Here is a 21,249-nt window from a genome sequence, read left to right on the forward strand (position 1 = left end):
CCGCCCGACGTGAGCGCCCACCCTGATGCGTGATCTCGCCGGGGCGGCGCGCCGGGTCGTGCTCGGTTATGCCGTTCTTGTCTCCTTCGCGCATCTCTGGCTCGGAGGCACGTCCGCCCTCGAGCTCGCCGCGCGCAGCTTCGGCCTCGGCGGGGCGGTGCGCGCCTTCCTGGGCGTTCCTGATCCGCTCGAGCTGCGCGGCTTCCATCTCGCGGCGCTCATGCCGCTCGCCTTCCTGCTCTATCCCGCGCGGCCGGGCCGCAGCCCCGCACGACGGCCAAGCTTCCCCGACTGGGCGCTCGCGACCGCGTCCGTGCTGCCCTCGCTCTACATCCTGATCAACGCCCAAGGCATCAACGCGCGGATGGAGTTCATCGATCCGCTTACGGATCTGCAGTTCTGGCTCGGCGCTCTCGCCATCGTGCTTCTGCTCGAGGCGATACGCCGCGCCGTCGCGCCGGTGCTCGCGGGGATCGTGCTTGCCTCGCTCGCCTACATGTATCTCGGGCGTTGGCTTCCGGGCGTGCTGAACACGCGGCCGTTCGACATCCAGGCGATCGTCGAGACGACCTACATCGTGCCGATCGTGGGCGGGATCTACGGGCCGCTCACCGGCATCGTCGCCTCGACGATCGCGATGTTCATCCTGTTCGGCGCCTTCGTTCAGGGCTCCGGCACGGGGCGCCTGTTCTCGAATTTCGGCGCCGCCGTGGCGGGGCGTTACGCCGGCGGGCCGGCCAAGGTCGCCGTCATCACTTCAGGCCTGTTCGGCACGATGAGTGGCTCGACCGTGTCGAACGTCGTCACCACGGGTGCGATCACAATCCCGATGATGCGGAGGCTCGGCTATGCTCCGGCTGTCGCGGGCGGGATCGAGGCTGCGGCGAGCACAGGGGGGGCGCTGATGCCGCCGGTGATGGGGGCGGCCGCCTTCGTGATGAGCGAGATCACGCAGATCCCTTACGGCGATATCATCCTCGCCGCGTTGATCGGTGCGGTCCTTTATTATTTCGCGATCTTCGTCTCGGTGCATTTCGAGGCCAAGCGCCTCGGCCTCGCGGCGATGGCGCCGCACGAGATCCCCTCCTGGCGCGAGGTCGCGGCGGATGGTCATCTCGTGCTGCCGATCGCGGTGCTCGTGTGGCTCTTGATGGAGCGCTGGTCCGGCAACTTCGCCGCCTTTGGAGCGATCGTCACCTCCATTGCCTGTGCGGCATTGAAGCGGCGCACGCGCATGGGCGTGCGCGCACTGATCGAGGCGCTGACCTCGGCCGCCGGAACCATGGCCGTGCTCGCCGTCGCGGTCGCCGGCGCGGGCGTGATCACGTCGGCGCTGACCGTGACTGGCCTCGTCGTCGCCTTCGGCGGCATCGTGAAGGGGCTCGCGGGGGGAAGCCTCGCGCTTCTCTGCGTGCTGCTGATGGTCACGGCGCTCGTGCTCGGCATGGGCGTGCCGACGACGCCGGCCTACATCATCACCGCAGCGCTCGGCAGCCCGATCCTGCGCGAGTTCGGCGTCGACCTGCTCTCGGCCCACCTCTTCATGTTCTATTTCGCCGTGCTCGCCGACGCCACCCCGCCGGTCGCGGTCGCCTCCTATGCCGCGGCGGCGATCGCCGGCGCGAACCCGATCGTGACGGGGCTGCACGCGCTACGCTTCGCTCTCGCCGGCTTCGCGGTCGGCTATGCCTTCGTGTATGACCCTGGCGTGATGCTGCGTGGCGGGTTGGGCGGAATCATCGAGGAGACGCTTGCGCTCGCCTGTGCACTGACTCTGATCGGCGCCGGCTTCTCCCGCCATCTGCGCACCCATCTCTCCCGCCCCGCGGCGCTCCTCTCGATCGCAGTCGGCTGCCTTGTGGCGTTCGGCCACATGCTTCCCGATGCGGCAAGGCTCGCGCTCGCGGCAGGAGCGCTTGCGGTCATGTCCCTCCTGCCGCGGCTATTTGCGCCGAGGGGGCGATGACGGACAGGATCGCGCGGCTGCGCATCACCCGCATCGACAGCCCGATCGCGATGCGCCGCGCGCACGGGTCGGGCACGATCGCGGGCACGGTCGGCCGGGTGATCCTGCGCATCGAGACGGAAGACGGGGTGCTGGGCCTCGGCGAGGCAGCGCCCTGGGCGCCCTTCGGCAACACCGCCGACACCACGGCAGCGGCGCTCGATGGCCCGCTGCGCGCGGCGCTGATGGGGGCGGATCCGTCGCAAATCATCGGTCTCGCCGCGGCGATGGACCATGCGCTCGCCGGCCACCCGGAGGCGAAGGCCGCCGCCGAGATGGCGCTGTGGGACATCGCCGGCAAGCGCGCCGGGCTGCCACTGCACGCTCTTTTGGGCGGCGCGGTGCGGGAGACGATTCCGCTCTCGTTCTCGATCGCCGATCCCGATTTCGACGCCGATCTCGACCGCGCCCGCGCGCTCGCGGCGGACGGTGTGCGGCTGTTCAAGGTCAAAACCGGCTTCGCGGGGGCGGCCGAGGATATCCGCCGCCTCGAGCTTCTCCGTGCTGCCGTGCCGGAGGCGGAGCTGCGGGCCGACTACAACCAGGGCCTCGCCCCGCACGAGGCGATGCGGATCTGCCGCGCGCTCGACGGAATGGGCCTCGGATTCATCGAGCAGCCCGTGCCGCGCGGGCAGGAGGCCACGCTCGCCGCTCTCGCCGCCGCGCTCGACACGCCCGTGATGGTGGATGAGAGCGTCTATTCCGCGAACGAGATGCTCGCCTGCGCACGCTTGGGCTGGGCCGACTGCGTCTCGATCAAGCTCGCCAAGTCAGGCGGTATCCTCGCTGCGCGGGCGGCGGACGCGGTCGCTGCGGCGGCGGGGCTGCCGACCTATGGCGGCACGCTATGGGAGGGCGGAATCGCGCTCGCCGCAGCGGCGCACCTGATCGCGGCGAGCCCGAACATGTCGCTCGGCTGCGAATTCTACATGCCGCGGCACGTTCTCGTGCACGACGTCACCGCCGAGCCGTTCCCGAGTGCGGCCGGGGTCGTGCACGTGCCCAAGGGCCCCGGCCTCGGGGTCACGCTCGACGAAAACGCGCTCCGCGCCGCCACGATCGCGGAACGGGGCTAGCAGCGTGCGGCCTGTCGCGCCGCGACGGTGCGGAGGATGCAGTCGCCGTAGCGGTCGTTGAACGCCGGCTCGGCACCGGCACCGTGGCCGTAGAGTCCCGCTGGCCGATCGATCACGAGAACAGGGCCCTCGCGGTTTCCGAGCGCCATCCGAAGCATCGCGGCGCTTCGCGCCGGCCAGGGCAGGAGAGGATCGCCCGCGAACATCGCCACCACCACCGCCGCCTCGGTGTCGCGCACGCGCTCGAGCAAGGCCGGGAAGTCGAGCCGGCCCACCTGACCTGGCGGAGGCTGATAGAGGCCGGCGCCGGCGATCGCGATCGCGCCGTCGAGAAGCCGAGGCGTATCGAGCGCTGCGAGCGCCGCCCACCCGCCAGCCGACTGCCCCGCCGCGACCACCCGAGCATAGCCGGCCTCGCGCAGGAGCTGCGCCGCGGTGCGGAGGCTCGCATCGGCAAAGGAGAGAACCGGGTCGTAGTTCACGTCGTGCGCGGGGTCGCGCACCAGAACCCACACATCCCAGCCGGCATTGTTGAAGCGCTGCACGAACGGAAGCGGCGTCGGCAGCCTCTCGGCCGCACCGTCGCGGCGCATGTCGGAGCCGCGGCCGTGGGTCCAGAGGATCGCCCCGACGGCATCGCGGCCGTGGCGGAGGAAGCCCGGGGCCTGGGTGAGCAGCCAGCCTTCTCCGGCGATGGCGATTGGGCTCGGCTCCACGGGGGCGGGGCCGTCCCACACCACGTGCTGGTCGCGGGCATAGAGCCGGCATGGCCTGCCTCCGTTTGCCCGGAGGCACTGGGCAAGCGCCCGTTGTTCCGCTTCCGTGCTGTCGCGTGCGTTGGCGGCCCAGGCGAGGCCTCCCTCCGAGCCGAGCGCGAAGGCGCGCGGGGCGGGGTAGGTGAGGAAGCGGGCATAGCTGCGTCGCCCCGCCTCGGTCAGCCCTGGCACGCGCTCGATCTCGAGCACGGTTCGCGCCGAGACGCTGTCGGTGACCGTCAGACGCGGAACCGGCGGGAGCGGGGGCCCCTGCACCACCGTCTCCTGCGAGGGCAGGGCGCAGGCCGAAAGCGTGAACGCGAGCAGGACCGGGAACCGCACGCCTGCGGCGGATCTGTCAGGGCCCGGTCCCGCCGGGCGGTCGCCCGTCGCCGCATGAGACGCGCTCGACGCAGGCTCAGCCACGCTGGAGCCTCCCGCGATCGCCTGGACGCGGCCGGCCGGGCGCGACGCGCCTCTCCTTATCCTCCTTCCGGATCATCAGCGCATTGAAACGCCGTTCCGGCCTTGGCACGACCACGAGGCCCTTGCGCGCCGCCGGGGCGAGCACCACGCGGCAGCGGCTCGCTAAACGCCGCCCAGTGCCGCGACATCCGACCACGCCTCCGCACGGCCGACGCTGCGCCGAACAACCGATCCGGGCCACGCGAGGAGCGGCTGCATGTGCGTGGGCTGCGCCCACGCCTCAATGTGTCGAGGCGGGCGCGTGCGGCGTGGTGAACACCGCGCTCGCGAACGCCTCCTCCCAGGTGCCCTGGGTGCTCGCCCGCGAGTATTCCGTGGCGCGGTTCTCGAAGAAGTTGGTGTGCTCGACGGCGCCGAGGATCTCGTCCAGCCACGGGAGCGGGTTCTTGCCGATGTGGTAGATCGGGGCAAGACCGAGCTGCTGCAGCCGTCGGTCGGCGATAAAGCGGATGTAGCGCTTGACCTCTTCGGCCGTCAGGCCCTGCACGCCGCCGAGTTCGAAGGCGAGGTCGATGAAGGCGTCCTCATGGTGAACGATGGTGGTGCAGATCGTGCCGATCTCGCGCTTGAGCTGTTCGGTCCAGATCTCCGGGTTCTCCTGCACAAAGGTCCTGAACAGGCGGATCACGGAGAGGCAGTGCAGGGTCTCGTCGCGCACGCTCCAGGAGACGATCTGCCCCATCCCTTTCATTTTGTTGAAGCGAGGGAAGTTCATCAGGATCGCGAACGAGGCGAAGAGTTGCAGGCCTTCGGTGAAGGCACCGAAGGCTGCAAGCGTCTTGGCGATCTCCGGCTTGCTGTCCACCGTAAACGACTGCATGTAGTCGTACTTATCCTTCATCTCCTTGTAGCGAAGGAAGGCTTGGTATTCGATCTCGGGCATGCCGATAGTATCGAGCAGGTGCGAATAGGCGGCGATGTGGATCGTCTCGATATTGCTGAAGGCCGACAGCATCATGAGCACTTCCGTCGGCTTAAACACCTGGGCGTAGTGCTTCATGTAACAATTGTTCACTTCCACATCGGCCTGAGTAAAGAAGCGGAAGATCTGTGTAAGCAGGTTGCGTTCCGCAGGTGTGAGGTTCCTCTGCCAATCCTTCACATCGTCGGCGAGCGGCACCTCCTCCGGCAACCAGTGAATGCGCTGCTGGGTCAGCCAGGCGTCATAGGCCCATGGGTAGCGGAAGGGCTTGTAGACGGGGTTGGCCGTCAGCAGGTCGAAGCGCGCAGGAGGGGTATCGGGTTGAACGGCGTCCGGCATGGATTTTTCTCGCTCTGCTGGGAGGAATGGGTGGGTTGAGGTCCGCGTCGGCTGCGTGCGCTGTGTTGCAAGTCTCCGAAGATGGGCGTCCCGTACGGGAGGTCAGTGGCAGCTAGGCACCGTTCACGACGGCGTCGAGACTGCGTCATGACCCCGCATGGAGGTGCCCTTTGGGTGGCGGTTCACTGGCAGGCAAGGCATTCCTCGTAGTCGGTCACCTTCGCCCGCGGCATCGCGGCCATCGGCGGCGGCGCTGCCTCGTTCGCCGGCGGCGCAACGATCAAGGGCTGCGCCACGACCCTCTCGCTGATTGCATCGGCGCGCTGGATCGACAGGCTGCGGCAGTAGTAGAGGCTCTTCACGCCGCGTTTCCAGGCCATCATGTGGATCTGATGCAGGTCGCGCTTGTGCACGTTCGCCGGCAGGAACAGATTCAACGACTGTGCTTGGCAGATGAAGGGTGTGCGGTCGCTCGCGTGTTCCACCACCCAGCGCTGGTCGAGCTCGAACGCAGTCTTGAACACGGCCTTCTCGTGCTCGTTCAGGAAGTCGAGGTGCTGCACGGAGCCGTTGTTGACAGTGATCGAGGTCCACACATCCTCCGTGTCCTTGCCGTACGCCGCCAGAACCGCCTTCAGGCAAGGATTGCGGACGATGAACGAGCCCGACAGCGTCTTGTGGTTGTAGACATTCGCCGCGATCGGCTCGATGCCTGGCGACACGCCGCCGCAGATGATGCTGATAGAGGCTGTCGGCGCGATCGCAAGCTTGTGTGAGAAGCGCTCCATGATCCCGTATTCGGCCGCATCCGGGCACGGGCCGCGTTCCCGGGCAAGCTTCGCCGAGGCAGCGTCAGCCTGCTGCTTGATGTGGCGGAACATCCGCACGTTCCAGACCTTCGCGATGACGCTCTCGAACGGCACCTGTTGCGCCTGGAGGAAGGAATGGAAGCCCATCACCCCAAGCCCGACGGAGCGTTCGCGCATCGCGCTGTATTTGGCCCGCGCCATCGTGTCGGGGGCCGTGTCGATGAAGGACTGCAGCACGTTGTCGAGGAAGCGCATCACATCCTCGATGAAGGTGGGATGGTCCTTCCACTCGAACCAGGTCGCGAGATTGAGCGAGGAGAGGCAGCACACCGCCGTCCGCTCCTTCCCGTGATGGTCGACCCCGGTGGGCAGTGTGATCTCGGAGCAGAGATTCGAGGTCTTCACCTGCAGACCGGCGAGCTTGTGATGCTCGGGGCGGGCGCGGTTCACATGATCGGAAAAGATGATGTAGGGCTCTCCGGTCTCGATCCGCGCCGTCAGGATGCGGATCCAGAGGCTGCGTGCGGACAGCTTCTTCGTGACCGAGCCGTCCTTCGGGCTGACCAGAGCCCACTCCTGATCCTCCTCGACCGCGCGCATGAAAGTGTCGGGGATGAGGATGCCGTGGTGCAGGTTCAGCGCCTTGCGGTTCGGGTCGCCGCCGGTGGGGCGGCGGATCTCGATGAACTCCTCGATCTCGGGATGGCTGACCGGCAGGTACACTGCGGCCGAGCCGCGGCGCAGCGAACCTTGGCTGATCGCAAGCGTCAGGCTGTCCATCACCCGGATGAACGGGACGACGCCTGAGGTTTTCCCGTTGCTGCCGACCTTCTCGCCGATGCCGCGTAGGTTGCCCCAATAGGAGCCGATGCCGCCGCCCTTCGCCGCAAGCCAGACATTTTCATTCCACAGCGAAACGATTCCTTCCAGGCTGTCTGCGGCCTCGTTGAGAAAGCACGAGATCGGCAGACCACGCGTCGTGCCGCCATTGGAGAGGATGGGGGTCGCCGGCATGAACCAAAGCCGGGAGATGTAGTCGTAAATGCGCTGAGCGTGTGCTCGATCGTCGCCATAGGCAGAGGCGACGCGGGCGAACAAGTCCTGGTAGGATTCACCGGGAAGCAGATAGCGGTCCTCCAGCGTCGCCTTGCCGAAATCAGTCAGCAGCGAATCGCGCGAAGGATCGGTGTGAACCTGGCCATGCCCCTTGAGCTGGATCGAATCGAACACGTCTCTCGCCCCTCACTCCCTGCTCGCTGCCGCGACGCAGCTGGCTGTCCTCGCGATCGTTCCCTTCCGGCCGCGCCGACCTGTCAGCCTTGGAACCAGTAGACCTGTGATCTAGCGTGGCTGCCTGAGGAACGCAAGCTTGGATACCATATATAGACCTCTTTGCCCGTTTCCGCCACAGGATCTGGTGGGCCAGGCGAGAAAAGGCGCGTCCTCCGCGACCGCGTTCGCCGCCGCCCTACCCCCTTCGCCGCGGGAGGGGAAAGCGTTGCGTTGTGGGCTGTTCCCGGCACCTGCGATCTGCTCTTTGGGGGGGCGTGCGGCAAACGGAGGGCTCAGACGGTGAAAGTCGGCGTGATCGGGCTCGGCGCGATGGGGTTGGGCGCCGCGCTCAATCTTCTCAAGGCAGACCACGAGGTGATCGGGGTTGAGCCACGCGCGGCCGGGCGCGACGCCTTCGCGACTGAAGGCGGGGCGGCCGTCGCCTCGGTGGCGGAGCTCCCGGGCGAGCTCGAGGCGGTGGTGGTGTTCGTGGTGAACGCGGCGCAAGCCGAGGCCGTGCTGTTCGGCGAGGGAGGCATCGCGCCGCGTCTGCCGCGCGGGGCTGTGGTGCTGCTCTGCACGACCGTCTCTCCCGCCGCCGCGAAAGCGATCGCGCGTTGGCTCGAGGAGTATGGCGTGCTGATGCTCGACAGCCCCGTCTCCGGCGGCGCCAACGGAGCGATGGCGGGCACGCTGACGGTAATCGCTTCCGGGACGGAGGCCGCCTTCGCTGCGGCCAAGCCGGTGCTCGATGCGATCGCGAAACGGATCTGCAACCTCGGTCCCGAGCCGGGCGCCGGCTCAACCGTCAAGATGGTGAACCAGCTCCTTGCCGGCATCCATCTCGCGGCGATGGGAGAGGCCTTCGCCCTCGGCGTTCGCGCGGGCGCCGACCCGAAAGTCCTGTTCGACGTGATCAGCGAGAGCGCCGGAGCCTCCTGGATGTTCCTCGACCGCGGCCCGAGGCTGCTTGCGGGCGACGATGCGCCGAGAAGTGCCATCAACATCTTCGTCAAGGACCTCGGAATCGTGCTCGACGAGGCGCGCGCGCTCACCTTCCCGCTTCCGCTTGCGGCGGCGGCGCACCAGATCTTTCTTGCGGTCGCCGCTGGTGGGGCAGGGGATCGTGACGATGCCTTCACGATCCGGTTCTGGGAGCGGCTTGCGGGCATTCCGCTTCCCGGCGCGAGGAAGGAGGGCTGAGGATGACCCGGCGCTACAGCATCGCCGCCATCCCGGGCGATGGCATCGGCAAGGAGGTGGTGCCCGCTTGCCTCGCCGTGCTGCAGGCGGCCGCAGCGCGTGCCGGCGGCTTCGCCCTCGAGGTGACCGAGTACCCTTGGGGGTCGGACTTCTATCGTTCCACAGGCCGGATGATGCCCGACGACGGCCTTGCGACGCTGCGCGCCCACGATGCGATCCTGTTCGGCGCTGTGGGCGACCCGGGGTTGCCGGACGATCTTACCCTCTGGGGGCTCAGGCTCGCCATCGCCCAAGGGTTCGACCAGTACGCCAATGTCCGGCCCGTCCGCCTGTTTCCCGGTGTTGCGAGCCCGCTCGCCGGCGTCGATGCCGCGGCGCTCGACTGGGTGATCGTCCGCGAGAACAGCGAGGGAGAGTATGCGGGCCATGGCGGGCGCGCCCATCGCGGCCTGCCCGAGGAGGTGGCGACCGAGACGGCGATCTTCACGCGGAGAGGCGTGGAGCGGATCATGCGCTTCGCGTTCCGGCTTGCCGCGAGCCGGCCGCGCAAGCACCTCATCATCGTGACGAAATCCAACGCCCAACGGCACGGCATGGTGCTGTGGGACGAGATCGCGGCGGAGGTGGCGCGCGACTTCCCTGAAGTGCGCACCGAACGCGTGCTCGTCGATGCGATGGCGGCACGGATGGTCCTCAAGCCCCGGTCGATCGACACGGTGGTGGCGACCAATCTGCACGCCGACATCCTTTCCGATCTCGCCGCCGCGCTCGCGGGCGGCCTCGGCCTCGCCCCGACCGCGAACCTCAACCCCGAATGCCGTGCGCCCTCGATGTTCGAGCCGATCCATGGTTCGGCTTTCGACATCGCGGGCAAGGGGATCGCCAACCCGATCGGCACGTTCTGGTCGGGGGCGATGATGCTCGACCATCTCGGCGAGGGGGCGGCGGCGGCGCTGATCACGGAGGCGATCGCCCGCGTCACGGCTGCGGGCCTCTTGACGCCCGATCTCGGCGGCACCGCGACCACGCACGCGGTGACGGAGGCGGTGATCGCGGCGATCGAGGGGCGGAACGCCTGAGAGAATACTCGGCAACGCCTCGGCCGCCGCCGTTCGGCTTAAGAGTATTGCGCCTCCCCTGGGCACGGGCCTCAAGCCCGCTGCGCTGCGGCTCTCGAAACCCGCGCTGTTCGGCTTGCGGACGCGCGTTCCCGAACGCGCGTCCGGGCCGTCCTACCTGAAATCCCGGCTGCCGGGGAGGAACCGCTTCGGGTCGAACCGCGCCTGGTCGCGCGGGTGGCCGCGCGGCTGGCTGCGCGCCTCGCGCTGCGGCGCCTTCACCTCGTCGGCGCGGGCGAGCGCGCGGTCCCACACCCTACCTTCGGCGCCCCGCGCATGCAGCGTCGCGAGCAGGTCCGAGCGGTCCTCGACCCGCTTGGCGCGGAGGTGGATGATGGGAGCGGCGCCATAGTCCTGACGCTCGACGATTCCGTCGGCGAGCATCAGGCGCGCGCCGACGATCGCGGCGCGGAACCGCGCGAGCACCGGCGGCATGACGACGAGATTCGCCTGGCCGTGCTCGTCCTCGAGGGTGACGAACACCACGCCCTTGGCGCTGCCTGGCCGTTGTCGGACGAGAACGAGCCCGGCAAGACGCACCCGCGCCCCCGGCCGTGCGGCGGCGAGCGCGCGCGTGTCCGCGCAGCCGAGCGCCGCGAGATCCCGCCGCAGCAGCGTAAGCGGGTGCGCCTTGAGCGACAGCGCGAGCGCGGCATAGTCGCCCACCACCTCCTCGCCGAGCGTGGCGAGCGCGAGCGCAGGTGCTGCTTCGGCGAAGAGATCGCCGTCGGCGGCGGCAAACAGCGGCGGCGGTTCCCCGATCGCCTGCGCCTGCCACAGCGCCGCGCGGCGCGACAGGCCGAGCGAGGCGAAGGCATCCGCCTCGGCGAGACGTTCGAGCGGCGCGCGGCCGAGCCCGGCGCGCCGGGCGACCTCCTCGAGGCTCTCGAAAGGCCGCCCGTTTCCAGCAGCGCGCGCCGCTGCGAGCGTTCGCGCGTCATGCTCGGCGAGCCCCTTGACCATGCGCAGGCCGAGGCGAAGCGCCACCCCGCCCGCACTGTCGCCGCAGGGCTCGAGCGTGCAGTCCCAGAGGCTCGCGTTGACGTCCACCCCGCGCACGATGACGCCGTGGTTCTGGGCATCGCGCACGATCTGCGCCGGCGCGTAGAACCCCATCGGCTGGCTGTTGAGAAGCGCGCAGGCGAAGGCGGCCGGGTAGTGGCACTTGATCCAGGCCGAGACGTAGACGAGCAGGGCGAAGGAGGCGGCGTGGCTCTCGGGGAAGCCATAGGTGCCGAAGCCCTCGATCTGGCGGAAGCAGCGCTCGGCGAAGTCGCGGTCGTAGCCGCGCTCGACCATGCCCGCGATCATCTTGTCGCGGAACTCGCCGATGATGCCAACCTTGCGGAACGTCGCCATCGCCCGGCGCAGCCGATCGGCCTCCTCGGCAGAGAAGCCGGCGGCGACGATCGCGATCTTCATCGCCTGCTCCTGGAACAGCGGCACGCCGAGCGTGCGCCCGAGCACCGCCTCGAGAGCGGCGGAGGGGTAGCTCACCGGCTCCTCGCCGTTCCGCCGGCGCAGATAGGGGTGGACCATGTCGCCCTGGATCGGCCCCGGTCGGACGATCGCGACCTGGATCACGAGGTCGTAGAAGGTGGCGGGCTTGAGCCGCGGCAGCATCGCCATCTGCGCCCGGCTCTCCACCTGGAACACGCCCAAGGAGTCGGCGCGCGAGAGCATGGCATAGACCGCCTTGTCCTCGGGCGGAACGGTCGCGAGGTCGTATCGTTTCCCGTGATGCGCGGCGATCAGGTCGAAGGCCTTGCGCACGCAGCTGAGCATGCCGAGAGCGAGCACATCCACCTTCAGCATGCCGAGGCGTTCGAGGTCGTCCTTGTCCCACTCGATGGTGGTGCGCCCCTCCATCGCGGCATTGGCGACGGGGCAGAGCTCGATCAGCGGGCCGCGCGTGATGACGAACCCGCCGACATGCTGCGAGAGGTGGCGCGGGAAGCCCGTGAGCTCCTCGGCAAGGGCGAGCGTCAGGGCAAGGCGCGGGTCGGCCACGTCGAGGCCGAGCGCGGCGGCCTGCTCGGCGAGCGAGGACTCGCGTCCCGGCCCCCAGGTCGCGTCGGCGATCCGCCCGGTGATGTCCTCAGACAGCCCCATGGCGCGTCCGACCTCGCGGATCGCGAGGCGCTGGCGCCAGTGGATGACGGTGGCGGCGAGCCCGGCACGGTGGCGGCCATAGCGGTCGTAGATCCACTGGATCACCTCCTCGCGACGCTCGTGCTCGAAATCGACGTCGATGTCGGGGGGTTCGTCGCGTGCGGCCGAGACGAAGCGCTCGAACAGGAGGTCGTGCTTCGAGGGGTCGACGGCGGTGATTCCGAGAACGTAGCAGACGGCCGAGTTGGCGGCCGAGCCGCGGCCCTGGCAGAGGATCCCCCGGCTGCGGGCGAAGCGGACGATCTCGTGCACGGTGAGGAAATAGGGGGCGTAGTTGAGCTGGTCGATGAGCGCGAGCTCGTGCTCGAGGCGGGCGCGCACCTCGGCCGGCACGCCCCCCGGCCAGCGCTCGGCCGCACCCGCCCAGGTGCGCTCGACGAGGGTCTGCTGCGCCGTCATCCCCGGGGTGACGATCTCGTCGGGGTATTCGTAGCGCAGCTCGTCGAGCGAGAAGCGGCAGACCTCGGCGACCTCAAGGGTGCGGGCGAGCGCGTCGGGGTGGCGCGCGAACAGGGCGGCCATCGCCGCTGGGGACTTGAGATGACGCTCGGCATTCGCCTCCGCCGCGAGCCCGAGCGTCTCGACGGTGCAGCGCAGCCTTATGGCGGTGAGCACATCGGCGAGCGGGCGGCGTGCGGGGCTGTGGTAGCGCACGTCGCCGAGCGCGACGAGCGGGGTGCCGAGGGAGGCGGCGAGATCGGCGAGCGTATCGAGGCGGCGCTGGTCGTCGCCCGCCTGGCGGACGGCGGCGCCGAGCAGAAGCGGCAAGGCGGTGACGCGGGCGAGCGCATCGCGGTCGGCGGCAAGACGCGCGGCGAAGGCGGCATCGGGCGTCTCGGGCGGCAGGGCGACGAGCACCTGCCCCTCGGCATGGGCGAGCAGGTCGTCGCGCCCGATCCGGCACTGGCCCTTCGGCGCGGCACGCTTGCCGCGCGAGAGCAGGCGCGAGAGCCTGCCCCAGGCGGCGCGGTCCGCCGGGTAGCAGAGGAAGGCCGTGCCATCGGCGAGCCGAAGCGTCGCCCCCGGAATGAACCGCAGCCCTTGCGCCTTCGCCGCGAGGTGGCCGCGCACGAGCCCGGCGACGCTGTTGACGTCGGTGATCGCAAGCGCGGCGAGGCCGAGCGCCTTGGCCGCGAGCACGAGCTCGTCCGGGTGCGAGGCGCCCTCGAGAAAGGAGAAGTTCGAGAGCGCCTGCAGCGCGGCGTAAGCGGCCTCGCTCACGCAAACCACCCGTGGAGGAACCAGGCGGGAGCGCCTTCGCCCCGCTCGGCGAACACCCAGAGGCGCCGGCCGTCCTCCGTCTCGACGCGCCAGTAGTCGCGCGCGCCCGGCTGCTTCCCCGGCTTCCACCAGGCGGGCAGGAGGCGCTCCGGCCCCTCCGCGGCGACGACGCGCCGGGCGCCGAGCCGAATGGGCGGGCCTTCGGGAAGGAGCGACACGGCAGCGACGGGGCGCGGCCGGCGGGCGAGCCTGACCGGGCGCGGCTTCGCGGCCCAGCCTTGCGGCGCCGGGCGTGGCGTCGAGGCGGGGTCCGCCACGCACACGGCCTGCTCCGGCCAGTGGCTCGGGAAGGGGTCGAGACGACGCACAGCGCGCGGACCGAGCCGCTCGCGCAGCCGATCGAGCAGCCGGCCGAGCTCCTCCCGGCGCGACGCTGCCTCCGCCGCGCTGCCCGCGAACCCGCCTTGCCTTGCGCCGAGCGGCTCGACCACCTCGGCGGCGAGCACGAGCTGCTCGATTCCGAAGCCGGGGTCGATCCGCTCGATCCGCGCCGCGAGCAGGCGGGCGAGATGCGCAGGATCGCGGCTTGGCGTGCTGGTGCCGACGCCGATCCGCTGCACCGTCGCATCCGTGCGGTGGCAGGAGAGGGTGAGACGCCGCGCCCCGAGCCCTGCCTTGGCGAGATCGCCGCAGAGCTCGGCCATCAGCGCCGAGAGCCCCGCGCCGATCGCCTCCGCCGTCAGGATGGGTTCGGGGCAGTCGAGCACCGCGCGTGCGGGCGGGGTGGGGCGGAGCGGCGTGATCGGGGCATCGGCGCGGCCGAGTGCCTGGTCGAGCAGCCCGAGCAGGGCGGGGCCGAGGCGTCGGGCGAGGGGGCCGCGCGGCTGGCGGGCAAGGTCACCCACCGTGCGCAGGCCGAGACGCGCCGCTGCCGCCAGAGTCTCCGCGCCGGGCCTGAGGGCGGCGACCGGCAGCGTCTGCAGGACTGCGGCCTGTTCCGCGGCGGTGGTGACGATCGTCCCGTCCTCTCCGCCCCGGGCAAGCGCAGCGGCGCCGAGCGCGGTTGTGGCGATCGCGCCGCGCACCGCGAAACCGGCCGTGCGCAGCCGCGCCGTGAGCCAGGTGAGCAGCCCCGCCTCGCCTCCCTTGAGATGGGCGCAGCCGGTGATGTCGAGCGCGATCCCGTCCGGCGGGGACGGAGCGGCGAGGGGGGTAACGCAGAGGCACCAGGCGGCAAGGGAGGCAAGCAGGGCCGAATCGGCCGCCGGGTCGGCCGGCAGGCAGAGAAGCCCAGGCGTGGCGGCGAGCGCATCGGCAAGCGGCGTTCCGGGCACGACCGGAACGCCCGCTGCGGCAGCGGTGACGAGGCGCCGGGGTCCCTCCTGCGCCCAGAGGATCAGGGAGGCGCGAGCGAGCGCCGGGTCGCGCCGGATCAGCCTGTCGGTGGCAAGGCGGGGGAACCACAGGGCGAGATGGCGGCGGCCCTCAGCCATGGCGCGCTGCACCAGTCTTCTCTTCCACGATCAATGTCCTGCGATCGTTGTCCCAGGTGACATCCCAGCTCCCTGGGCGCCCGCCGCGCGCGAGGAGGAGATCGAGCCGCCAGCGCGATGCGCCGAGCCGGTGCGGCGCCCCGCCCGCTCCCGCCAGGGAGGAGACGCGCCAGCGCGTGCGCGCCGCTGTGGGCGCCCGCCCCGCCGCGGAGGACCGCGCCTCGTCGGGGCGAAGCACGAGGCCAAGCGTGCCGCCCGCCTCGGCCGCGAGCTGGAGCCTGCGGGCGACGGTGAGGTCAAGACGCGGCAGCACCGCGGCGACGGCGGCGAGAGCGGGCGAGCGCAGCGCCTGCTCTGCCGCCCAGAGGGCATCGTCTCCCGATGCGTCGATCAGGAGGAGATCGGCCGGGGCAAGGCCGAGCGCGGCAAGCCCAGGCGGCCAGGGAAGGTCATCCGCCTGCGGCGGCGCGATCCAGGCCGCGAGGCCTCCGGCACGGCCGAGCAGATACCCGCAGAAAGCCGTGCAAGAACCTGGTTCTGAAAGAATAACTTCATGCACCGCGCCGCGCGCTAGGCCGCCACCTGGAAGCACCTCGTCGATTCCCTGCGCCAGGCCGACACGCGCCGCACGCGGCGCCGCCTGATGCCGCGCGAGCACCTCGCGCAGGGCCGCAAGCAGGGCGGCACGATCGTCCGGAGGCTGCGTCATCCCGCCTTTCCCTCTCCCCTGGCCCGCCTCTTGCCCTGTCGCTCCAGCCTGCCGTTTGTTCACTATTTGTTCTTTCCGCGCCGACCGCAAGCGTTCCGCCGCGGGTCAAGTGACCGGCATCACAGCAACCGCTGGCATCGATGGGCTATCCATCATACGATCACGAACGAACGCGTGAGGAGGCGGGCAACCATGTCCGTTGGACCGACCGAGGCATCGTTCGCGCCGCTCGCGCGGGCCGTCACGCAGGCCCTGGCGAAGCCTCCCGCTGCCGCTCGGGCATCCCAGGCAGAGAGCCTTCCCGTTGCCGCCCTTGCCGTCGCCCGCGCCGCCCCTCTGCCCCCGCCGCCATCCCCCGCCAATGACCGCCCGCACGCTTCCCCGATCGCCGTCGTGGGCATGCGCGAATCCCGCGCGCTCGCTGCCGTCGCCGCCGACATCGCCGCCCGGCTTGCCGAGGTCGCCCCTGCCGCGTCGGAGACGCTGCGCACCCGCCTGCGCGAGGTGATCGAGATCGGCTCGGCGCGGGACACGGGAGGACCACTCGCCGCCCTCTACGCCGCCGCGCGGCGCGATCCCTCTCTGCCGCTCGCCCGCCTCCTGGCGCCGGGGCCGCTCGCCCCGGACCTGCAGGACCCGCGCCGCTTCGCCGCCGTGCTGGCCGAGGTCGTCGAGCAGCTGCGCGGCCTCGACGAGCGCTTCGCCGCGCGTGACTTCGCCCTCACCGGCACCGCCGCGCCCGCGGCGGCGACCGCCGCCGGACGCCTCGATCTCACCGTCTGATCGCCCGCCCCCTCTGGCGATCCCGCCGCCCGGGCGGCAGGGTCCGCCGCGTGCAGGGCGAGACCTACCTCCCGATGCTCGATCCGCCGCTCGGCGAGCGCCTCGCGGCCGCGGGCCGCCGCGTCGCCATCCCTGTAGGCACGGTCCTGTTCCGCCCCGGCGAGGCCTGCGATCGCTGGCTTCTCGTCCTCTCGGGCAGCGTGCGCGTCACCCGTACCGACCGGGCCGGGCGGACGCTCCTGCTCTATCGCGTCGGCCCCGGCGAGACCTGCATCCTCACGACCACCGGCCTGATCGAGGGGGTCGCCTACGATGCCGAGGCGGTGGCCGAGACGGCGGTCGAGGCGCTGGCGGTGCCGGGCGAGGCTTTCCTCCGCCTGCTCGCCGAGGAGCCGCGGTTCCGACGCTTCGCCTTCGCCGCCTCTGCGCGCCGGATCGCATCGCTGATGGCGCTCGTCGAGGAGCTCGCCTTCGACGAGCTCGGCGCCCGGCTCGCGCGCCGGCTGCTCGCCCTCGCCGGCACCGACGGGGTCGTCTCCGCGACGCATGAGCGGCTCGCCGAGGACCTCGCCACCGCACGCGAGGTGGTCAGCCGCCGGCTCAAGGCGTTCAAGCGTTCAGGCTTCGTCCGCCTCGCCCGTGGCCGGATCGCGGTGACCGACCGCGCCGGCCTCGCCGCGGCCGCGGCCGGGGCCTCGGCCGAGGAGGGAGCCGACGCTTCGTGATCCAGATCACGGAACCGCAGGGCGGCTTGGCCGAGAATGCCGCCCGTGGCCGCGCCATCGCGGCCTGAGGATGGAGGGACCGATGACGAAGAACATGGGCACGCTCGACCGTGGCCTGCGCGTCGCCGTGGGCGGGCTTCTCGTCGCGCTCGCGGCGACCGGAACGGTCGGCGTCTGGGGCTGGATCGGCGTCGTGCCGCTGGCGACGGCAGCGATCGGCTGGTGCCCGGCCTACACGCTCCTCGGAATCCGCACCTGCCCCGCTCCGTAGGCGGCCTCCACGCCCCCGCCGCGGCCAGGGGCTGACGGCTGCAGCTTCGGGCAGGTCGCGTCCCGTCCGGGACGGCGTCAGGGATCGCGCCTGGGCCAGTGCCCCTTCACCTCCCCGCCCGTGTCTCGGGCGGCGACGGCGCGGCGGTGACCTCGAGGCTGGAGAGCGGAGAGGGAGATCGCCGGTCGTCGCGTCCCTGCCGCCGTCAACGCGGCCGCAGGGGGCAGACGTTAACCGCGACTTTGCCTTGCCCGGGCAAGACTCGCGCGTGGCGCAGGCACGTCCGCCGGCATGGATCACGGGGTGCGGCAGGCAATCGAACGCGGGGAGGGGGTCTTGGCGGTCGCCGTCTCCCTCCCGCAGGCTGCGCGTCTCGCCCCGGTGCGCGAGGCGCTCCTCCGCCTCGTCCGTCGCACGATGCCCGAGGCGCGGGTAACCGAGACGGCAGAGGGGCTGATCGTGTGGGACCGTGGCGAGGTCGAGCCTCCCGCCGCCGCCCGTCTCGCCGCGCGTCTTGTCGAACTCCTGCCCGAGGCGCCGCACGCGGTGCGGCGCGTGCGCCTTCCCGAGGGCGCTGGGGCGCTCGCCGCCGCGCTCGGCCACCGGACAGGATCGACCCTGGCGGCCAAACTGCCCCCCGATCCGGACAACGCGGTTCTGCACGCTCTCTGGCGCAGGCTGTCCGGCCTGACACCGGCGTCATGGGTCAGGCGCAGCCCGATCGTCGCGCTTCGCCGTGGCGCGAGGGCAAGGCGTGTCGCGCATCGGCTCGAGATCGACGCCGAGGCGGCGGCACGGTCGCTCCCCGTCGCTTCGCCCCTGCCTGCCTTCGCCCTGAAGGCGCTCGAGCCGCTCCTGCTCGAGGCCGCACCGGGCCTCGTCGGCACCACGCCGGTGGAGGGAAGGCTTCTGCTTCCGCTCACCCCGGAGGCGGCTCTCAGCGGCGCCTATGACCGGCTCGAGCAGGCGATCGGGCGGGAGCGGCTGGCGCGGATCGTGCCCGCGATCGCGCTCGCCGACGCCATCGCCTCACCCTCCGCCATGGCCTCGGCGCGGGTTCGTCTCGCCGCCGATGGTCAGCGCCTTCTGCTCGGCTGCGACGCCGCCGCGTGCCTTGAGCTGCTCGCTCTCCTCGCCGAGCCGCGCGACCTGCTTGCCGTGCCCGCCGCGGCGGCGCGGGAGGCCGGGGGCGAGGCGGTGCGCGCCCTTGGGCCGCAGCGGCTCCTGCTCCGCTCCTGCCGCACGGAGGCCGACATCGCCTTCGGCCTCGGCCTCGGGATCGGCCTGTTCGAGGGGCCGGTCGTCTCGGCCCTGCTCGCCGGGCAGAGGCGGGGATGCTGATCGAGCCGAGCTTCGGCCCGGTGGTCCGGCACCGGATGCTTCCGGACGAGGCGGCCCGCCTCTTCGCCGCAGTGGCGGAGAACGGCGCCCGCCGGCGTGTCCTGCTTCTGCGGCCGTCGCGGCTTCCTGGCTGGCCCGACTGCGCGGCAGAGGTGGCGCGGCTTCGCGCCGCGGTCGAGAAGGTGATCGCGCTTCCAGGGGTCGTCTGGAACGAGCTTCCGGATGGCGACCATCTCGCGATCTGGCGCCGCGGCGGCGAGGCGGAGGTCGCCGCGGTCGAGGCGGCGACGGCTCTGACCCCCGGCGTCGCCGCGGTGTTCGATGTCCCGGCCGATCTCGCGCCGCTTCAGCTCGCGCTCGCCGCCATCGCCGCCGAGCACGGACACGCTGCCCCCGTCGTCGCGAGTGGACCACCCGCGGAGCCGGCGACGCTTGCCGATCTCGCCTCGGTCGAGCGCGTGATCGGCCAGGTGGAGCTCGTCGAGCGTCTGACCGCGCGCGCCGTCTGGCGGTTCGACCCGGCAGAGCGCAAGGCGCTGGCGTTCCGGCGCCTCTGGCTCGACCTCGAGGCGCTGTTCGGAACGCTCGTTCCTGGCAGGACGCTTCTGCCGCAACCCGCCTTACGCGAGCGCCTGGTGCGGCTTGCGAGCCGGCGCCTGATCGCCCAGCTCCGCTCGAGGCCCGAGCTTGTCGGCGACGGCGCGGTCGCTCTGCCGATGGATGCCGCGACCGTGCTCTCGCCCGACTTCGCCCGCCTCGACGCCGCGCTTCCGGCGAGGCTCAGGGGGAGGATCCTGCTCGACATCCCGCTGCCGCAGGCGGTCGCCTCGCCCTCGCTTTTCGCCGCGGCGGCGCGGGTCGCGGCGGCGGCGGAGATGCCCGTCTGCCTCTCCGGGGTTCGCGCGGGGCTCCTCGCCGGGCTCGCCGCGCTCGCCGCGCCGGCGACCTGGATCGTGACGAGCGAGCCCGACGCGCTTGCCGAGGCGCTCTGCGACGATCGCGTTCCCGAGCCGCTGCGGTCGCGCCTGATCGCCGCGGAGGTCGCCGATCCGGCGACGCTCGGGAGCCTCCGCGCCGCCGGGATCATCATGGTCTCCGGGCCTGCGGCCGACGCGGCGTGACGGCGCCGACCGCGGCGCGGCGGCAGCGGCAAGCTGCCGTCGGCGCGATCCTGACGCGGATGTAACGTTGATAGGCCGCGACGGCTGGCGCTTGATGTCGTCCGGCGCCGCAACGGGAGTGCTGCCAATGCCGATGCCCGCTTGCCGTCCCTGCGCGGTGTCGCGGGGTCTCGCCGCGCTCCTCTTCGCGCTCGCCGCCTGCGGTACGACGCCGTCCACCGACGCGGTGCGCCGCTTCTCCGACACGCTTCAGACCGTGTCGGCCGAGACGCGAACCGGCTTCGCCGTGGTCGAGGAGGTCGAGCGCCGCGCCATGCGCGAGGACGCGGCGCTGCGCTACGTGCAGACCGGGCGCCCGACGGCGGAACAGCCGCCGGTCTTCACGGCGGCGGCGGCGACGGCGCTCGCCCCGGCCCTCGAGGCGCTCGAGCGGTATGCCGCGGAGCTCACCGCGCTCACGGGGGGCGGGCAGGCGGCGCGGCTCGGCGCGTCAGCCGCGCGTGTCGGCTCGGAGGTGGCCGAGGCGGTCGGGCGTGCGGGCTTCCCGTGTGTCGCCCGAGGTGGTGCAGCGCGGTGCGGCGGCGCTCAACGAACTCGGCGGGCTCGTCGCCGAGGAGATCGTCCGCCTGTCCCTGCCCGCCGTGATCGACCGGGCGCAGCCGAACATAGAGGCGATCGCCGAGCTGATGACGGCTGTGGTCGGACGCCCCGCGCGCGGCGCCGAGCCGGGCCAGGGCCTGCGCGGCGTGCTCGACGAGCGCCGCCGCCTGCTCGCCGCCACGCGCAGAACCTTGCTCGCCGAGATGGGGCGCAGCGGCACGCCGGCCGACAGCTACGCCTTCTACATGCGGGTGATGGAGGCCGAGCGTCTCGAGCCCTCCGACGCGGCCTTCGCCGCGCTCGAGGCGGCGATCGGCGAGATGGTTCGGGCGCATGCGGCGTTGCGCAGTCCTGACACCGCCCGAGGCGCGGTGGCCGGCTTCGAGAACGCGGCGCGCCGGCTGCAGGCGGCCTGGAGAGAGATCCGCCCGCTCCTGCGCTGACCCGGAGGAAGGACGATGGCGAAGAGAGCAAGGCCGGAGCGCGCGCCGCAGCAGCCGGCGGATGCGGAGACGGCGCTGAAGACGCTGACGGCGGCGCGGGAGGCGCTCGAGGAGGCGTTCGACACCGCCGTCGAGGTCGAGGACATGCGGCAGATCCAGCGCGCGTTGATGGCTGTCTCGAACGAGATCGTCGCGCTGCTGCAGGCCGGCATCATCGTCAAGGCGTTGGCCTACAGGCCGCAGACCACCGCGATCCTCGGTGCGCGCGCCGACATCAAGGCGATCGCCGATCGGATCGGGCGCATCACCACGATCATCGACAAGGCGGCGAGGATCGCCGACGCGCTCGGCCAGGCGCTGAAGATCCTGCCGAAGCTCGTCTAGC

At 71.3% G+C, this 21,249-nt stretch carries 17 protein-coding genes; 11 read left to right on the forward strand and 6 right to left on the reverse strand.

Annotated elements, in window-relative coordinates; translation table 11 throughout:
- The first annotated feature begins 25 nt into the window (after window positions 1–25).
- Both KO353_RS14985 and KO353_RS14990 read left to right on the forward strand, forming a co-directional pair.
- Complete coding sequence (locus KO353_RS14985) at window positions 26–1,966, forward strand: TRAP transporter permease (protein ID WP_218285579.1); 1,941 nt, start codon at window positions 26–28, stop codon at window positions 1,964–1,966.
- Entirely contained in the window at window positions 1,963–3,081 is a 1,119-nt protein-coding gene (locus tag KO353_RS14990) for an enolase C-terminal domain-like protein (RefSeq protein WP_218285580.1), read from the forward strand. Before KO353_RS14985 ends, KO353_RS14990 begins: the two co-directional genes overlap by 4 nt.
- Here KO353_RS14990 and KO353_RS14995 read toward each other — a convergent pair.
- The 3 genes from KO353_RS14995 to KO353_RS15005 all read right to left on the reverse strand — a co-directional run bounded on the left by KO353_RS14995 (window position 3,078) and on the right by KO353_RS15005 (window position 7,622).
- A complete protein-coding gene (locus KO353_RS14995; RefSeq protein WP_218285581.1) occupies window positions 3,078–4,178 on the reverse strand; it encodes a hypothetical protein in 1,101 nt (366 codons plus the stop codon). The genes KO353_RS14990 and KO353_RS14995 overlap by 4 nt on opposite strands.
- A 364-nt stretch (window positions 4,179–4,542) precedes the next feature.
- Complete coding sequence (locus KO353_RS15000) at window positions 4,543–5,583, reverse strand: ribonucleotide-diphosphate reductase subunit beta (protein WP_218285582.1); 1,041 nt, start codon at window positions 5,581–5,583, stop codon at window positions 4,543–4,545.
- A 182-nt stretch (window positions 5,584–5,765) separates the two neighbouring features.
- Window positions 5,766–7,622: a ribonucleoside-diphosphate reductase subunit alpha gene (locus tag KO353_RS15005; RefSeq protein WP_218285583.1), complete on the reverse strand. Its 1,857-nt coding sequence runs from the start codon at window positions 7,620–7,622 to the stop codon at window positions 5,766–5,768.
- 342 nt (window positions 7,623–7,964) lie between these two features.
- On the opposite strand from KO353_RS15005, the gene ltnD reads away from it, so the two are divergent.
- Both ltnD and KO353_RS15015 read left to right on the forward strand, forming a co-directional pair.
- Window positions 7,965–8,867, forward strand: a complete 903-nt coding sequence (gene ltnD, locus KO353_RS15010; RefSeq protein WP_218285584.1) for an L-threonate dehydrogenase — start codon at window positions 7,965–7,967, stop codon at window positions 8,865–8,867.
- 2 nt (window positions 8,868–8,869) lie between these two features.
- The gene (locus KO353_RS15015) at window positions 8,870–9,946 is read left to right on the forward strand and encodes a tartrate dehydrogenase (RefSeq protein WP_218285585.1); all 1,077 of its coding nucleotides are present in this window, start codon (window positions 8,870–8,872) and stop codon (window positions 9,944–9,946) included.
- A gap of 153 nt (window positions 9,947–10,099) precedes the next feature.
- Here the strand turns inward: KO353_RS15015 and KO353_RS15020 are convergent, their stop codons facing one another.
- The 3 genes from KO353_RS15020 to KO353_RS15030 are packed head-to-tail and all read right to left on the reverse strand — an operon-like array spanning window position 10,100 to window position 15,580.
- Entirely contained in the window at window positions 10,100–13,378 is a 3,279-nt protein-coding gene (locus KO353_RS15020; protein WP_235691910.1) for an error-prone DNA polymerase, read from the reverse strand.
- Entirely contained in the window at window positions 13,375–14,871 is a 1,497-nt protein-coding gene (locus KO353_RS15025) for a Y-family DNA polymerase (RefSeq protein WP_218285587.1), read from the reverse strand. The genes KO353_RS15020 and KO353_RS15025 overlap by 4 nt, the downstream gene beginning before the upstream one ends.
- Window positions 14,864–15,580: an ImuA family protein gene (locus KO353_RS15030; protein ID WP_218285588.1), complete on the reverse strand. Its 717-nt coding sequence runs from the start codon at window positions 15,578–15,580 to the stop codon at window positions 14,864–14,866. The genes KO353_RS15025 and KO353_RS15030 overlap by 8 nt, the downstream gene beginning before the upstream one ends.
- A gap of 192 nt (window positions 15,581–15,772) precedes the next feature.
- Between KO353_RS15030 and KO353_RS15035 the strand changes: the two genes are divergently transcribed.
- The 7 genes from KO353_RS15035 to KO353_RS15065 all read left to right on the forward strand — a co-directional run bounded on the left by KO353_RS15035 (window position 15,773) and on the right by KO353_RS15065 (window position 21,248).
- On the forward strand, window positions 15,773–16,363 hold the full coding sequence (locus tag KO353_RS15035; protein ID WP_218285589.1) for a hypothetical protein: 591 nt from the start codon (window positions 15,773–15,775) through the stop codon (window positions 16,361–16,363).
- Window positions 16,364–16,413: 50 nt separating this feature from the next.
- Entirely contained in the window at window positions 16,414–17,088 is a 675-nt protein-coding gene (locus KO353_RS15040; RefSeq protein WP_235691911.1) for a Crp/Fnr family transcriptional regulator, read from the forward strand.
- Between the two features lie 82 nt (window positions 17,089–17,170).
- Complete coding sequence (locus tag KO353_RS15045) at window positions 17,171–17,359, forward strand: YgaP family membrane protein (RefSeq protein WP_218285590.1); 189 nt, start codon at window positions 17,171–17,173, stop codon at window positions 17,357–17,359.
- Between the two features lie 336 nt (window positions 17,360–17,695).
- The gene (locus KO353_RS15050; protein ID WP_218285591.1) at window positions 17,696–18,700 is read left to right on the forward strand and encodes a hypothetical protein; all 1,005 of its coding nucleotides are present in this window, start codon (window positions 17,696–17,698) and stop codon (window positions 18,698–18,700) included.
- On the forward strand, window positions 18,694–19,821 hold the full coding sequence (locus KO353_RS15055; RefSeq protein ID WP_218285592.1) for a hypothetical protein: 1,128 nt from the start codon (window positions 18,694–18,696) through the stop codon (window positions 19,819–19,821). The genes KO353_RS15050 and KO353_RS15055 overlap by 7 nt, the downstream gene beginning before the upstream one ends.
- A 533-nt stretch (window positions 19,822–20,354) precedes the next feature.
- On the forward strand, window positions 20,355–20,864 hold the full coding sequence (locus KO353_RS15060; protein WP_218285593.1) for a hypothetical protein: 510 nt from the start codon (window positions 20,355–20,357) through the stop codon (window positions 20,862–20,864).
- Between the two features lie 15 nt (window positions 20,865–20,879).
- On the forward strand, window positions 20,880–21,248 hold the full coding sequence (locus tag KO353_RS15065) for a hypothetical protein (protein ID WP_218285594.1): 369 nt from the start codon (window positions 20,880–20,882) through the stop codon (window positions 21,246–21,248).
- The last annotated feature ends 1 nt before the right edge of the window (window position 21,249 follow it).

Origin of the sequence: Elioraea tepida (assembly GCF_019203965.1) — a bacterium.
Lineage (GTDB): Bacteria > Pseudomonadota > Alphaproteobacteria > Acetobacterales > Acetobacteraceae > Elioraea_A > Elioraea_A tepida.

Bases quoted from the DNA above. Each gene is read 5' to 3' on its own strand.
- KO353_RS15045 (WP_218285590.1), top strand. From the start codon at position 17,171: ATGACGAAGAACATGGGCACGCTCGACCGTGGCCTGCGCGTCGCCGTG.
- KO353_RS15015 (WP_218285585.1), top strand. From the start codon at position 8,870: ATGACCCGGCGCTACAGCATCGCCGCCATCCCGGGCGATGGCATCGGC.
- KO353_RS15055 (WP_218285592.1), top strand. From the start codon at position 18,694: ATGCTGATCGAGCCGAGCTTCGGCCCGGTGGTCCGGCACCGGATGCTT.
- KO353_RS14985 (WP_218285579.1), top strand. From the start codon at position 26: ATGCGTGATCTCGCCGGGGCGGCGCGCCGGGTCGTGCTCGGTTATGCC.
- KO353_RS15000 (WP_218285582.1), bottom strand. From the start codon at position 5,583: ATGCCGGACGCCGTTCAACCCGATACCCCTCCTGCGCGCTTCGACCTG.
- KO353_RS15035 (WP_218285589.1), top strand. From the start codon at position 15,773: ATGTCCGTTGGACCGACCGAGGCATCGTTCGCGCCGCTCGCGCGGGCC.
- KO353_RS14990 (WP_218285580.1), top strand. From the start codon at position 1,963: ATGACGGACAGGATCGCGCGGCTGCGCATCACCCGCATCGACAGCCCG.
- KO353_RS15025 (WP_218285587.1), bottom strand. From the start codon at position 14,871: ATGGCTGAGGGCCGCCGCCATCTCGCCCTGTGGTTCCCCCGCCTTGCC.
- KO353_RS15030 (WP_218285588.1), bottom strand. From the start codon at position 15,580: ATGACGCAGCCTCCGGACGATCGTGCCGCCCTGCTTGCGGCCCTGCGC.
- KO353_RS15065 (WP_218285594.1), top strand. From the start codon at position 20,880: ATGGCGAAGAGAGCAAGGCCGGAGCGCGCGCCGCAGCAGCCGGCGGAT.